Source organism: Streptomyces misionensis, assembly GCF_007896895.1.
Taxonomy (GTDB): Bacteria; Actinomycetota; Actinomycetes; order Streptomycetales; family Streptomycetaceae; genus Streptomyces; species Streptomyces misionensis_A.
The window spans coordinates 1-13368 of sequence record NZ_VOGW01000061.1; the positions used below are offsets into that span (position 1 = coordinate 1).

A 13368-nucleotide genomic window follows, 5' to 3' on the forward strand; every position below is an offset into this window, starting at 1 on the left:
GTAGGCTGCGCGGGGCGGGGCCCCACCGCCGGTCCGTTGGTGCGCAAGCCCACCGGAGTCTCTGACTCCGCGGCCGAGTTCGCGGGCGGGGACGACGGCGTGGCCGAGGCCGAGTTCGGCCAGCAGCAGGGCGGTGTCCCAGTCGGCGACGCTGGTGTCGGAGCTGCCGCGGATGCCGAGTTCGGCGAAGGCGGCGTCGAGGCGGGTGCCCGAGGTGGAGTTGTGCGGCAGCCGGATGAGGCTGATCCCGGCGAGGTCGGCGACGTCGATCCGGGTCCGGGCCGCCAGCGGGTCGTCCGCGTGGACGGCGAGCACCCAGGGGAGTTCGACGACGGTGCGCTGCTCGATGCCGCGCACCGGCCCGCCGATGGTGACCCAGGCGAGGTCCAGCCTGTCGGCGACGAGCGCGTCGAAGCAGCTGCGGCTGGAGGTCTCCGTCTGGAACTCCAGGCTCACCCTCGGGTGGCGCCGCCGGAAGGCGACGATCGCCTCGGACATGAAGTGCCGTACGGTCGTCCCGCCCGTGGTGACGCGCACCGCGCCGCTGTCGCCGTTGGCCAGGTCCCCGAGGCGCCGCAGCGCCAGGTCCAGCCCGGCGATGCCGTCGGCCGCGGCGTCCCGCAGCACGCGCCCGGCCTCGGTCGGCACGACGCCGCGCGGCTGGCGCTCCAGGAGGCTCACCCCCGTCTCCCGTTCCAGCCGCTTCACATGCTGGCTCACGGCCGATTGCGTGCGGTCCAGCTCCCGGGCGACGGCACTGAGGCTGCCCGCCCGGCACACGGCCACGAAGACACGGAGATCGTCCAGGGTCATGCCCAAGCTATAGCTTGGGTCGAGGGAGAAATCCATAGGATTGACTGGGGTTGGCGGCCTCGGGATGATCAGGGCAGGGCCCAGGGCGGCAACCCGTCCGGCGCCCTCGCGGGGGTCCGGACCCCGGGCGGGGGCACGGACGGGTGCCGACCCGAGTGACGGAAGGAACCCGCCTCGTGTCCGCTCCCCTTGCCGCGTCCGCTCAGGCCACCGCGCTGCTGCGCCGCCTCGGCGCCGCCCGCATCGCCCACCCGGGCGGCACCCTCCTCGTGCACCTCCAGCGCGTCCGCGAGCTGCTCGCCACCTGGGGCGCCCGCCCGGCCCTCCAGCTCGCGGGCCTGTGCCACGCCTGCTACGGCACGGACGGCTTCCCCACCGCGCTGCTGCCCCCGGACCGCCGTACCGAACTCGCCGCGGTGATCGGCGCGGAGGCCGAGGCGATCGTCCACCTCTACGCCTCCTGCGACCGCGGGGACGGGTTCTTCATCGGATTCCAGCGGGTCGACGACTACCGGCCCCCGCGCTGGCCCGGGCAGACGGTCCCCCAGCAACTGCACCTCTGCTTCGAGGTCGCGGACCTGGACGAGGCCGAGGCGCGGCTGCTGGAACTGGGTGCGGGCAAGCCGGATCACCAGCCCCACGACGCCGCCCGGGCGCGGGTTCTCACGGACCCGGCCGGTCATCCCTTCTGCATCTGCCGTGGCTGACGGGCGGGTCCGGTCCGGGCCCGCCCGCCCCCTCCGACCCCCCGACACACTTTTGCAAGCGGGTGCTTGCAATTGTTAGCGGAGGGGGGCATGGTGGAGGCATGGCATCGCTGAACGTCGGCAATCTCGGTGAGTACCTGCGCGAGCAGCGGCGAAACGCGCAGCTGTCGTTGCGGCAGCTCGCCGATGCCGCCGGGGTGTCCAATCCGTACCTGAGCCAGATCGAGCGCGGGCTGCGCAAGCCGAGCGCGGAGGTGTTGCAGCAGGTCGCCAAGGCGCTGCGGATCTCCGCCGAGACGCTGTACGTGCGCGCCGGCATCCTCGACGCCGAGCGGGACCGGGATGAAGTGGAGACGCGCGCCGTCATCCTCGCCGATCCCTCGCTCAACGAGCGGCAGAAGCAGGTGCTGCTCCAGATCTACGAGTCCTTCCGGAAAGAGAACGGATTCGGGATCGGCGAACCCGCGCAGGCGCCGGACGGTACGGAGGAAGGGGCCGGCGACGACGATGCCGGTTCGCGGCGGACGGCCGGCTGACGCCGGACCAGGGCACCGGGCGCCCACCACGAACCAGACAACCTCAGCCGAACGCGAATCCGGGAGGACCATCACCATGGCCATTACCGACGACCTGCGCAAGACCCTCAGCGACCCGACCCCGCTCTACTTCGCCGCCGGCACCGCCGACCTCGCCCTCCAGCAGGCCAAGAAGGTGCCCGCCCTGGTCGAGCAGCTGCGTGCCGAGGCCCCCGCCCGGATCGACAAGGTGCGCAACACCGACCCGAAGTCCGTGCAGGAGAAGGCCGCCGCCCGGGCCAAGGAGGCGCAGGAGACCCTCCAGACCAAGGTCACCGAGCTGATCGGCGGCCTCGACGTCGACCTGAAGAAGCTCGGCGAGCAGGCCCAGGACCTCGCCCTGCGCGGCGTGGGCGTCGCCGCCGAGTACGCCGTCAAGGCCCGGGAGACCTACGAGAAGGTCGCCGAGCACGGCGAGCAGGCCGTGAAGGGCTGGCGCGGCGAGGCCGCCGAGGAGATCGAGGACCTGGCCATCGCCGTGGAGGGCAAGGCCGAGCCGGTCGAGGTCAAGGACGAGCCCGCCAAGCCCGGCCCGACCGGGATCGTCACGCCGGAGTCCGCCGCGGAGAAGAAGGCCGCCGCCAAGAAGACCCCGGCCGCCCGCAAGACCACCCCCGCGAAGAAGACCACCCCGCCGGCCAAGTGACCGAAGGACGTCGGACGCATACGGGCCGGGCACCTTTGGGGTGTCCGGCCCGTTCTATGGGTACGGTGGCGGCGTAGCGACCGAGAGGGAGATCACGGGCGGTGGGAAGCATGCTGATGTTGGGCTTCGGCGGTTTCATGGGGATCTTGAAGATCGTCCTCATGGCCCTGGCCGCGTTCGCGCTCGTCGACGCCGCCGTGCGCCGCGAGGACGCCTTCCGCGCGGCCGACAAGCAGAACAAGGTCTTCTGGCTGATCATCCTGGGCATCGCCCTGGTCGTCAGCATCCTGTTCTCGATCCTGTCCATCCTGCCGATCGCCGGCGCGGTGGCGAGCATCGTGTACATCGTGGACGTCCGCCCCGCCCTCCGGCACGTCACCGGCGGCAGCGGCTTCGGCCGCCGCCGCGGCAGCAGCAGCGACGGCCCCTACGGCCCCTACAACGGCGGCCGCTGACCCCTCCCGGCCGGGCTACGCCGTCCGGTCCAGCAACACCACCGCCACGTCGTCCGTCAGCTCGCCCCCGTTGAGGCTGCGCACCTCCTGCACCGCGGCGCGCAGCAGTTCCTCCCCGCGCAGCCCCTCGGAGAGCTGGCGGCGGATCATCTCCACCATCCCGTCCTGGCCGAGCCGTTCCCCGCCGTCCCCGACCCGGCCCTCGATCAGGCCGTCGGTGTACAGCATCAGGCTCCACTCCGTGCCCAGCTCCACCTGCGTCCGCGACCAGTGGACGCCGGACAGCAGGCCGAGGGCGGGGCCGTTGTCGTCGTAGGGCAGCAGCCGCGCCGGGCGGCCGGGGCGGGCCAGCAGCGGCGCCGGATGCCCGGCCAGGCACAGGCCGGCGTGCCGGCCGTCGGGCGCGATGTCCACCGTGCACAGCGTCGCGAAGATCTCCTCGTCCGCGCGCTCGTGCTCCAGCACCTCTTGCAGCGTGCCCAGCAGCTCGTCCCCGCACAGCCCGGCCAGGGTCAGCGCCCGCCAGGCGATGCGCAGCTCCACGCCGAGCGCGGCCTCGTCCGGGCCGTGCCCGCAGACGTCGCCGATCATGGCGTGCACCGTGCCGTCGGGGGTGCGGACGGCGTCGTAGAAGTCGCCGCCGAGCAGCGCCCGGGAGCGGCCCGGACGGTAGCGGGCCGCGAACCGCAGCGCGGAGCCGTCCAGGAGCGGCGTGGGCAGCAGCCCCCGCTCCAGGCGCCGGTTCTCCTGCGCCCGCAGCCGGCTCTCGGTGAGCCGGCGCTCGGCGGTGTCGGACCGCTTGCGCTCCACCGCGTACCGGATGGCGCGGCTGAGCAGCCGGCCGTCCAGCTCGTCCCGGAAGAGGTAGTCCTGCGCGCCGACGCGCACCGCCTCGGCGCCGCGCTCGGCGTCGCCGGAGCCGGTCAGGGCCAGCACGGCGTGCCGGGGTGCGAGCCGGAGGACGTGCCGGAGCACGGCCAGCTCGTCGTCGGTCCCGCTGCCGCCGGGCGCGGGCAGCGCCAGGTCCAGCAGGATGCAGTGGACGTCGTCGGTGAGCAGCCGCTCGGCCTCGGTGAGGTTGCGGGCGGTGCGCACGCGGATCGGCTTGCCGGCCGAGTCCAGCAGTTCGGGCACGATCGGCGAGCCGACCGGGTCGTCCTCGATCAGCAGCAGGGTGAGAGTGGTGCCGCCGGCGGGGGCGGCGTCGCGGTGGGCCTCTTCCTTGAGGGGGGCGCCGACGGCGCCGGCGGCCTGCGCCTGACCACTCTCCACGGCCGGGAGCGCTCTCTGCCGCGGTACGGGTACGGGCATCGTCCTGGGTTCCTTCCCTCCCCCCGAGGGCACGGCGGTGGCGAGGGGTCTCGACCCACCGACGGGTGACCCTAGCGGGTGGGGCCACCCCGACGGAATGGTGTGAGCCGCGTCGCTCCGGCCCGGGCGACTGTCATATGCCGCCATCTCCACCGCAGTTGGACAGCCGTCCGGGCCCGGCGGGATGACGAAGCTCACGTCCTGCCCCGGTTTGCACGGGGGTTGGCGGTGGAGTGGGTCACACGGAGCGTGCGGCGCGGCGCGTGGCCCGGGTCATAGCGGGACAAAGGCATGCGTATGGCGCGGCTCACGCGACCGGGATCACAGCGGCGGGCCGCCCCGCCCACTGGGCCCGGGGGGTCAGCGCAGGGCGGCCAGCCCGGTCCGGGTGGTGGCCAGAACCACGCGGTCGCCCTTCGCCAGCACGTGGTCGTCGGGCGTGTCCGTGCGGCCCGCCAGCGCCAGCACCCGCCAGGAACCCGCGCGGAACGCCTCGCGCACCGTCCGCCCCTCCAGCATCGGATGCCCGTCCACGTCCACCGCGGCGAACAGCAGCACCTGCCGCTCCACCGAGACCGCGCCGAGCACCTGCCGCCCGAGCATCGCCCCCGCAAAGGCCGGCGCCGCCAGATGCGTCACGCTCCGGCTCCGGGTCAGCGCGTGCGGGTACGCGGCCCGCAGGGTCCGGTACACCGCCGTCGCGAAGTCGTCGTCGTACAGCCGCAGCACCACCCGCAGATCCGGCCGTACCGTCCGCGCGTACAGCGCCGCCTCCAGATTCGTGGTGTCCGCGCTGGTCACCGCGAGCAGCGCCTGCGCCCGGTGGATCTTCGCGGACTCCAGCACCCCCTCCTGCGTGACGTCCCCGAGCACCACCGGCACCCGCAGCCGCCGCGCCGTCGCGAGCCCCCGCGCCTCGGGGTCGGACTCGACGCACACCACGGGCACGTTCAGCTCCCGCAGCCGCGTCAGCACCCGCGTCCCGATCTTGCCGAGCCCCAGCAGCACCACGTGCCCGCCGAGCCCGCGCGGCGGCTTGCGCAGCGAGGTGGCGGTGCGGAACGTCCCCAGCGCCTCCAGCACCGCGGCCAGCAGCACCGGCAGCAGGAGCAACCCCACCAGCGCGGACAGCAGTTGGAGCAGCTGCCGGCCGAGCGGGGCGCCGAGCGCCGGGTCGTCGATGGCGAACATGTCGAGCAGGGTGAGGTAGAAGGCCCGCAGCGGATGGATCCGGGTCACCGCCCACAGGGCGACGGCCAGCGCGAGCACACAGCCCACCAGACCGGCCAGCGACCACCGCAGCCGCCGCGAGAACAGGAAGCCGAGCGACGGCACGACCCCGGCCCCCCGGCCCGGCGCCGCCGACTCGGGACCGCCCGCCGACGACACCTGCTCCAGCACGATCGCCGTCCGCCCGGCGGCCCCCCGCACCTCCTCGTCGTCCGGCAGCAGCCGCGGCTCCTGGTCCCCGCCGGCCGCCCCCGAGGGGTCGTTGACCGACAGCAGGGCCAGGGTGTGCAGCCCGGAGTCGGCGGGCAGCGGCCGTTCCACCGCCCGCAGCAGCAGCCCTTCGGTCTGTACGACCTTGCTGGTGCCGGCGAGCGCGGTCGCGGCCAGGGCGGGCGCGGCGGTGTCCGCGTCGGACAGCACCGTGGTCGACGCCTCCCGGCGCGCGTCGCCCCCGGCGCCGCTCGCCAGCGCGGCCGCCTGGTCGAGGAGTTCCTCGATGTGCTGGCCCAGCCGCCGGTTGTACAGCCGCAGTACGAGCCGCAGCCGGGGGTTGAGCCGGCGGGCGGTCAGCGCGGCGCGGATGTTGGTCTCGTCGTCGTCGTGCACGAGGGCGAGCGCGGCGGCCCGCTCCACCCCGGCCTCCGCGAGCACCGCCTCCGTCAACTCCCCGGCCTCCAGCACCGGTTCGCCGGCCGTCGCACCGGCCGGGACCGGTGGGGCGGCCGGCGCCCCGCCCCGCGCGCCGACGGCCGCGCTGACCACCCGGTCCAGCAGCGCCGCCGACGCCGCCCGGGCCCGGCCGACCACCGGTGGTCTCGCCGTGCGCTCGCTCGGCGGCACCACCAGGGTGACCTGCTCGCCGTACACCCCGCGCAACTCGGCGGCCAGCCGGTGCGCCAGCCCGTCGTCCCCGCACACCACCATGTGGGGTGCGCCGGGTCCCCCTTGAAACGGAACAGTCGCCACGAGGGGAAAGACTGCCTCAGCGGGAAGCCTGGTTCCACCGCCGCCCCGGCGGCCGACGGCCGGTCAGCGGCCCTCTTCGGCCGCCTTCTGGAAATCGAACCGCGCGAGATCCGCGAGCCACACCCGTGCGTTGCCGTCCGACGGGGCCCGCCAGTCGCCGCGCGGGGAGAGCGAACCGCCGGCCGAGACCTTGGGCCCGTTCGGCATGGCCGAGCGCTTGAACTGGGCGAACGCGAAGAAGCGGCGGCAGAAGACCTCCAGCCAGCGCACGATCTCCGCGAGGTCGTACGCCACCCGCTTGGCCTCGGGGAAACCCGGCGGGAAGGCGCCGGAGGCGGCGTCGTGCCAGGCGTGCCAGGCCAGGAAGGCGATCTTCGAGGGGCGGAAGCCGTAGCGCAGCACGTGGAAGAGGGTGAAGTCGTGCAGCGCGTACGGGCCGATCTTCGACTCGGTGGACTGCATCTCCTCGCCCGGCACCAGCTCCGGGCTGATCTCGGTGTCCAGGATCGCGGCCAGGATCGAGCCGGTCTCCTCGTCGAACTGGCCGCTGCTGATCACCCAGCGGATCAGGTGCTGGATCAGCGTCTTGGGCACCCCGGAGTTCACGTTGTAGTGGCTCATCTGGTCGCCGACGCCGTACGTCGACCAGCCCAGCGCCAGCTCGGAGAGGTCACCGGTGCCCAGCACGATGCCGCCGCGCTGGTTGGCCAGCCGGAACAGGTAGTCGGTGCGCAGCCCCGCCTGGACGTTCTCGAAGGTGACGTCGTACACCGGCTCGCCGGCGGCGAACGGGTGGCCCATCTCCTGAAGCATCAGCCGCGCGGTCGGCGTGATGTCCAGCTCCGCCGCGGTGACCCCGAGCGCCCGCATCAGCCGGTGCGCGTTGTCCTTGGTGTGGTCGCTGGTGGCGAAGCCGGGCAGGGTGAAGGCGAGGATGTCGCTGCGCGGCCGGCCCGCGCGGTCCATCGCCCGGGCGGCGACGATCAGCGCGTGCGTGGAGTCCAGACCGCCGGAGACGCCGATGACCACCTTGGGTCCGCCGATCGCCGCGAGCCGCTGCTGGAGGCCCTCGACCTGGATGTTGTAGGCCTCGTAGCAGTCCAGGGCGAGCCGGTCGGGGTCGGCGGGCACGAACGGGAACCGCTCGACGCGCCGGCGCAGCCCCAGATCGGCGGCGACCGGCGGGTCCAGCCGGAAGGAGACCGTGCGGAAGTCGGCGGTGCGGGCCGCGTGGGTACGGCGGTTGTCGTCGAAGCTGCCCATCCGCTGCCGCTCCTGCCGCAGCAGGTCGAGGTCGATGTCGGCCGCCGCGAACTGGTCGCCGAGCGGGAAGCGGTCGGACTCGGCCAGCAGCACCCCGTTCTCGTAGACCATGGTCTGCCCGTCCCAGGACAGGTCCGTGGTCGACTCGCCCAGACCGGCCGCCGCGTAGACGTAGGCGGCGAGGCAGCGGGAGGACGCGGAGCGGCACAGCAGCTTGCGGTCCTCGGCGCGGCCGACGGTGATCGGGCTGCCGGACAGGTTGGCCAGCACCGTCGCCCCGGCCAGGGCCGCCTCCGCGCTCGGCGGCACCGGCACCCACATGTCCTCGCAGATCTCCGCGTGCAGCACCAGGCCGGGCACGTCCTCGGCGGTGAACAGCAGATCCACGCCGAACGGCACGTCCGCGCCGTCGATCCGGATGGTGCCGCCGCGCTCGTCGTCGCCCGCGGCGATCTGGCGGCGCTCGTAGAACTCCCGGTAGTTCGGCGGGTACGACTTGGGGGCCACGCCGAGGATCCGGCCGCGGTGCACCACGACCGCGCAGTTGTAGACCCGGTTGCGGTGGCGCAGCGGGGCGCCGACGACCAGTACCGGCAGCAGGTCCGCGGACCCGGCGACCACCTCCCGCAGGGCCGCCTCGACCGCGTCCAGGAGCGGGTCCTGGAGCAGCAGGTCCTCGATCGAGTAGCCGCACAGCACCATCTCCGGGAAGACGGCGACGGCGACGCCCTCCTCGGCGCACCGGCGCGCCTGGCGCAGGACCGCTTCGGCGTTGGCGCCCGGATCGGCGATGACGGTGTGGCCGGTGCACGCGGCGACGCGCGCGAAGCCATGCTGATAGATCGACCAGAAGTTCACACAGGGAAGCCTAGAACTTCTCCTCCACGGCGCTCACCGGCGCTCGCCTTCGCCCCGAACCGGGACGTACAGTTACCCCTAGGGGTATTGCTTGAGGAGTGAGCGTGGAACTGGATCTCGAGGGCGCGTCCCTGAAGTCCGTGCTGAACCGGCTGCGGCGGGCGCAGGGTCAGATCTCCGGTGTGATCCGGATGATCGAGGAGGGGCGGGACTGCGAGGACGTCGTCACCCAGCTGGCCGCGGCCTCGCGGGCGCTGGACCGCGCCGGGTTCGCGATCATCGCCACCGGGCTCCAGCAGTGCGTGGCGGACATCGAGTCGGGCCGCAGGAACGGCGAGGACGCGGAGGCGATGCGGGCGCGGATGGAGCGGCTGTTCCTGTCACTGGCGTGAGCGCGGCGTCGGCGCGAGCCGGGCGCCGGTGCGAGCTGGGTGCCGGTGCGAGCCGGGCGCCTTTATGAGCCTGGCATCGGCGTGAGCCGGGCGCCGGTGCGAGCCGGGCGCGGGCGCGAGCCGGGCGCGGGTGTGCGCCTGTCGTCGGCGTGTCCCTCGGTGGTGCTGATCACACCACGCCTCGGGTCCCGTCCGGTCGCTGATCACGCCACGCCTCGGGTCCCGTCCGGTCGCTGATCCCGCGTCGGTGGCACCCCGGCGGGGGCCGGTCCCGTCGTCGTGCGCGCCCCCCCGCCGCGGACCTCGGCCGGTGTTCGTGATCCCGGTACGGGGGTCTTTCGCGCACCCGCGCGCGGGCCGTTCGGCCCTTGTCCGCCCCCGCACGCCCTGACTTCACTGGTCCGGCGGCCCCCTGACCTCCACCGGCAAGGCGGAACAGCCCGATGACCAGTGACACGACCACCGGCGCCACCCCCCGGCAGCGGGACCGGCGGAGCACCCCACCGGACACCCCGGCGCCCACGGCCACCGCCTCCCGCGCCTTCGCCTGGCTGCTGATCGTCACGGGGATGCTGGGCATCCTGGTCTCCTGTGTGATCACGGTCGACAAGATCCAGCTGGTCCAGAACCCGGACTTCAGCCCGTCCTGCAACCTCAGCCCCGTCCTGTCGTGCACCGACGTGATGCGCAGCGCCCAGGCGTCCGTGTTCGGCTTCCCCAATCCCCTCCTCGGCCTCGCCGCCTACCCCGTCGTGGTCACCATCGGCGGCGCGCTGCTGGCCGGCGCCCGCTTCCGGCGCTGGTTCTGGCTCGGCCTGAACGTCGGCACGCTGTTCGGCGCGGGCTTCTGCATGTGGCTGATGAGCCAGGCGCTGTACGAGATCGGCGCGCTGTGCCTGTGGTGCTGCCTGGCCTGGGCCGCCACCATCGCCATGTTCTGGTACACCACCGCGCGCAACCTGACGCACGGCGTGATCCGTGCCCCGCGCGCCGTGGTGGCGGGCGTCCTGGAGTTCCACTGGGTGGTGCCGCTCACCTGGTACCTGGCCATCGTGATGCTGATCGCCACCCGCTGGTGGGACTACTGGCGGTCGCTGCTCTGAGCACGGTCCCGCGCCCCGCCGCCCCGGCACCGGCCCGCCGGGGCCGAACGGCCCCGCCAACCGGCCCTGCCCACCGGCGCGTTCGCCCGGTTAGCGTCGCGCGATGGAGCTCAAGAACATCCCCGACCCGGGCTTCGCGGGCGACGACGGCTCACCGGAGCCACGGCTGGCCGCCGCGCTCGCCGCGTGGTCCGAGGACCCCTGCGAGGCGGCGGAGACCGAACTGCTCGCGCTGCTGGCCGACGCCCGTCTGCTGGTGCCGGTCATCGCCGTGCTGGGCGAGACGGAGACCGGCCCGGACGGCCGCGAGGGCGAGAAGACGAGCGACATGGCCGTCGCCACCCTGCGCCTGCCCGACGGGCGTCAGGGCCTGCCGGCCTTCACCGGCCTGGAGGCGCTGCGCCGCTGGCGCCCCGACGCCCGGCCCGCCCCGGTCCCGGCCTGCAAGGCGGTCGAGGCGGCGTGGCACTCGGGGGCGCAGACCCTGCTGATCGACGTCCGCGGTCCGGTCTTCTACGAACTGTCGGGCGCCGCCCTGCGCGCGGTCGCCGAGCGCCGGCCCCATCTGCCCCCGTCGCGCGACCCCGACATCGCCGACGCCCTGCGGACGGTCCTGGCCCACCACCCCGTCGTGCGCCGCGCCCATCTGCTGCCCGCCACGGACGGCGACACGGACGCCCGGCTCGTCGTCGTACCGGCCTCCTCCGGGACGGACGGCCAACTCCCCGCCGTCGCGCACCAGCTGGCCGAGGCCGTGCGCGACCTCGCCACCGACCTGGCCGCGGACCCGCTGCTGCGCGTCCGCCTGGACCGCGGCCTGGACCTCGCCGTCGTACCCGAGGGCCGGGCCGTCCCCGGGCCGCCCCTCTACCGGCGCCACTGACCGGAGCGCGGCAAGAAGGGCCGCCCGGCCCTACCGAGCGCCGTACCCGGGCCTGTTGGGCCCTATCGGCGAGGGGTGGCCGCGGGCCGATCATGTGGCGGGCCGGGAAGCGCCGGGTCCACAACCCGCACGCGTGGCGCTTCCCGGCTCCGCTACGCCATGAACAGCTGGAGGGACGCCATCCGGTGGACGAGGTACAGACACACAAGGTGATGACCGCACGGCCGGGCGCCGAGGTCACCACGGCCGGGCAGCAGCAGGCCGTACGACGCGCGCGGCCCGCGTGGACGCAGTGGCTGACGACCACCGACCACAAGCAGATCGGGACGATGTACCTGGTCTCGTCGTTCGCGTTCTTCCTGATCGGAGGCGTGCTGGCGCTGCTGATGCGCGCCGAGCTGGCCCGGCCCGGACTGCAGATCATGTCGAACGAGCAGTTCAACCAGGCCTTCACCATGCACGGCTCGATCATGCTGCTGCTGTTCGCGATGCCGCTGTTCACCGGCTTCGCGAACTGGATCATGCCGCTTCAGATAGGCGCGCCGGACGTCGCGTTCCCACGGCTGAACATGCTCGCCTTCTGGCTGTTCCTGTTCGGCTCGCTGATCGCGGCGGGCGGCTTCCTGACGCCCGACGGCGCCGCCGACTTCGGGTGGTTCCTGTACGCCCCGCTGTCCGACGCCGTGCACTCGCCGGGGCTCGGCTCCGACCTGTGGATCATGGGCGTGGCCCTGTCCGGCTTCGGCTCGATCGCGGGCGCGGTCAACTTCATCACCACGATCATCTGCATGCGCGCGCCCGGCATGACCATGTTCCGCATGCCGATCTTCACCTGGAACGTGCTGCTGACCGCCGTCCTGGTCCTGATCGTCTTCCCGGTGCTGGCCGCGGCCCTGTTCGCCCTGGAGTGCGACCGCAAGTTCGGCAGCCACATCTTCGACGCGGCCAACGGCGGAGCGCTGCTGTGGCAGCACCTCTTCTGGTTCTTCGGCCATCCGGAGGTCTACATCCTGGCGTTGCCGTTCTTCGGCATCGTCTCCGAGGTCGTCCCGGTCTTCTCCCGCAAGCCGATGTTCGGCTACATGGGCCTGATCGGCGCCACGATCGCCATCGCCGGCCTCTCGGTCACCGTCTGGGCGCACCACATGTACGTCACCGGCGGCGTGCTGCTCCCCTTCTTCTCCTTCATGACCTTCCTGATCGCGGTGCCGACGGGGGTGAAGTTCTTCAACTGGATCGGCACCATGTGGAAGGGCTCCCTGAGCTTCGAGACCCCGATGCTCTGGACCACCGGCTTCCTCATCACCTTCGTCTTCGGCGGCCTGACCGGCGTGATCCTGGCCTCCCCGCCGATGGACTTCCACGTGTCCGACTCGTACTTCGTGGTCGCCCACTTCCACTACACGATCTTCGGCACGGTCGTGTACGCGATGTTCGCCGGATTCCACTTCTGGTGGCCGAAGTTCACCGGCAAGATGCTGGACGAACGCCTCGGCAAGATCACCTTCTGGACGCTGACGGTCGGCTTCCACCTCACCTTCCTCGTGCAGCACTGGCTGGGCGCCGAGGGCATGCCGCGCCGGTACGCCGACTACCTGGCCACCGACGGCTTCACCGCCCTCAACACCGTCTCCACGATCGGCTCGTTCCTCCTCGGCCTCTCCCTTCTGCCGTTCTTCTACAACGTCTGGAAGACCGCGAAGTACGGCGAGCCGGTGGGCGTGGACGACCCCTGGGGATACGGCCGTTCACTGGAGTGGGCGACCTCCTGCCCGCCCCCGCGGCACAACTTCAAGACCCTGCCCCGCATCCGCAGCGAATCCCCGGCGTTCGACCTGCACCACCCGGACATCGTGGCCCTCGAGGCAGAGGCGGCGAGCTAGCCGTGCCGCATCCCGTACTGGCCCTTGCGACCGCGGCGGTGACCGCCTCCGGCTGCGTCTGGTACCTCCCGGCCCTCGCCGACCTCCGGGCCGGCGCGGACCGCCCCCTGTCCCGCCGCGTCAGGGCGGCGTCCTGCGTGGCGGCCTGGGCGACGGCCGCCACGGTCGCCGGCCTCCTCCTCGTGACGGACGGCCCGCGTCCCCCGCTGGCGGCGGCCGCGACGGGCACCCTGCCGGCCGTGGCCCTGCGCGTGTGGGCGGCCGTACGCCACCACCGGGAGAC

The 13368-nt window shown here is 73.1% G+C and carries 12 protein-coding genes and 1 pseudogene; 9 read left to right on the top strand and 4 right to left on the bottom strand.

Features of this window, described 5'->3' with window-relative positions:
• A partial coding sequence (locus FRZ03_RS11025) for a LysR family transcriptional regulator (protein WP_146464968.1) occupies window positions 1-813 on the bottom strand: 813 nt, incomplete at its 3' end.
• Window positions 814-989: 176 nt separating this feature from the next.
• On the opposite strand from FRZ03_RS11025, the gene FRZ03_RS11030 reads away from it, so the two are divergent.
• The 4 genes from FRZ03_RS11030 (at window position 990) to FRZ03_RS11045 (ending at window position 3196) form a co-directional block, all read left to right on the top strand.
• The gene (locus tag FRZ03_RS11030) at window positions 990-1520 is read left to right on the top strand and encodes a VOC family protein (protein ID WP_146464969.1); all 531 of its coding nucleotides are present in this window, start codon (window positions 990-992) and stop codon (window positions 1518-1520) included.
• A gap of 101 nt (window positions 1521-1621) precedes the next feature.
• Window positions 1622-2056 (top strand): helix-turn-helix domain-containing protein, encoded by a 435-nt coding sequence (locus tag FRZ03_RS11035; protein WP_261398872.1) that lies wholly within the window; start codon window positions 1622-1624, stop codon window positions 2054-2056.
• 76 nt (window positions 2057-2132) lie between these two features.
• Window positions 2133-2741 carry a hypothetical protein gene (locus FRZ03_RS11040; RefSeq protein ID WP_146464970.1) on the top strand — a complete coding sequence of 203 codons (609 nt, stop codon included), beginning with the start codon at window positions 2133-2135 and terminating at the stop codon, window positions 2739-2741.
• Between the two features lie 110 nt (window positions 2742-2851).
• On the top strand, window positions 2852-3196 hold the full coding sequence (locus FRZ03_RS11045) for a DUF2516 family protein (RefSeq protein ID WP_186785360.1): 345 nt from the start codon (window positions 2852-2854) through the stop codon (window positions 3194-3196).
• 15 nt (window positions 3197-3211) lie between these two features.
• On the opposite strand, the gene FRZ03_RS11050 is transcribed toward FRZ03_RS11045, so the two are convergent.
• The 3 genes from FRZ03_RS11050 to FRZ03_RS11060 all read right to left on the bottom strand — a co-directional run bounded on the left by FRZ03_RS11050 (window position 3212) and on the right by FRZ03_RS11060 (window position 8824).
• Window positions 3212-4507: a PP2C family protein-serine/threonine phosphatase gene (locus FRZ03_RS11050; protein WP_146464972.1), complete on the bottom strand. Its 1296-nt coding sequence runs from the start codon at window positions 4505-4507 to the stop codon at window positions 3212-3214.
• Window positions 4508-4867: 360 nt separating this feature from the next.
• Window positions 4868-6661, bottom strand: coding sequence for an NAD-binding protein (locus FRZ03_RS11055; protein WP_146465012.1), 1794 nt, complete (start codon window positions 6659-6661; stop codon window positions 4868-4870).
• Window positions 6662-6766: 105 nt separating this feature from the next.
• Window positions 6767-8824, bottom strand: coding sequence for an NAD(+) synthase (locus FRZ03_RS11060; protein ID WP_146464973.1), 2058 nt, complete (start codon window positions 8822-8824; stop codon window positions 6767-6769).
• 104 nt (window positions 8825-8928) lie between these two features.
• Here FRZ03_RS11060 and FRZ03_RS11065 point away from each other — a divergent pair, with 104 nt between their 5' ends.
• The 5 genes and pseudogenes from FRZ03_RS11065 to FRZ03_RS11085 all read left to right on the top strand — a co-directional run.
• Window positions 8929-9216, top strand: a complete 288-nt coding sequence (locus FRZ03_RS11065) for a metal-sensitive transcriptional regulator (protein WP_146464974.1) — start codon at window positions 8929-8931, stop codon at window positions 9214-9216.
• Between the two features lie 443 nt (window positions 9217-9659).
• Window positions 9660-10319 (top strand): vitamin K epoxide reductase family protein, encoded by a 660-nt coding sequence (locus FRZ03_RS11070; RefSeq protein ID WP_146464975.1) that lies wholly within the window; start codon window positions 9660-9662, stop codon window positions 10317-10319.
• 103 nt (window positions 10320-10422) lie between these two features.
• The gene (locus FRZ03_RS11075) at window positions 10423-11202 is read left to right on the top strand and encodes an SseB family protein (protein WP_146464976.1); all 780 of its coding nucleotides are present in this window, start codon (window positions 10423-10425) and stop codon (window positions 11200-11202) included.
• A 212-nt stretch (window positions 11203-11414) separates the two neighbouring features.
• Window positions 11415-13085 (top strand): aa3-type cytochrome oxidase subunit I, encoded by a 1671-nt coding sequence (gene ctaD, locus FRZ03_RS11080; RefSeq protein WP_261398874.1) that lies wholly within the window; start codon window positions 11415-11417, stop codon window positions 13083-13085.
• 2 nt (window positions 13086-13087) lie between these two features.
• Window positions 13088-13368 (top strand): annotated as a pseudogene (locus FRZ03_RS11085) (hypothetical protein); the annotation flags it as partial.

Excerpts from the sequence above, each read along its gene's own strand:
- FRZ03_RS11035 (WP_261398872.1), top strand. The coding sequence starts at position 1,622 with ATGGCATCGCTGAACGTCGGCAATCTCGGTGAGTACCTGCGCGAGCAG.
- ctaD (WP_261398874.1), top strand. The coding sequence starts at position 11,415 with ATGACCGCACGGCCGGGCGCCGAGGTCACCACGGCCGGGCAGCAGCAG.
- FRZ03_RS11070 (WP_146464975.1), top strand. The coding sequence starts at position 9,660 with ATGACCAGTGACACGACCACCGGCGCCACCCCCCGGCAGCGGGACCGG.
- FRZ03_RS11055 (WP_146465012.1), bottom strand. The coding sequence starts at position 6,661 with ATGGTGGTGTGCGGGGACGACGGGCTGGCGCACCGGCTGGCCGCCGAG.
- FRZ03_RS11075 (WP_146464976.1), top strand. The coding sequence starts at position 10,423 with ATGGAGCTCAAGAACATCCCCGACCCGGGCTTCGCGGGCGACGACGGC.
- FRZ03_RS11050 (WP_146464972.1), bottom strand. The coding sequence starts at position 4,507 with ATGCCCGTACCCGTACCGCGGCAGAGAGCGCTCCCGGCCGTGGAGAGT.
- FRZ03_RS11040 (WP_146464970.1), top strand. The coding sequence starts at position 2,133 with ATGGCCATTACCGACGACCTGCGCAAGACCCTCAGCGACCCGACCCCG.
- FRZ03_RS11045 (WP_186785360.1), top strand. The coding sequence starts at position 2,852 with ATGCTGATGTTGGGCTTCGGCGGTTTCATGGGGATCTTGAAGATCGTC.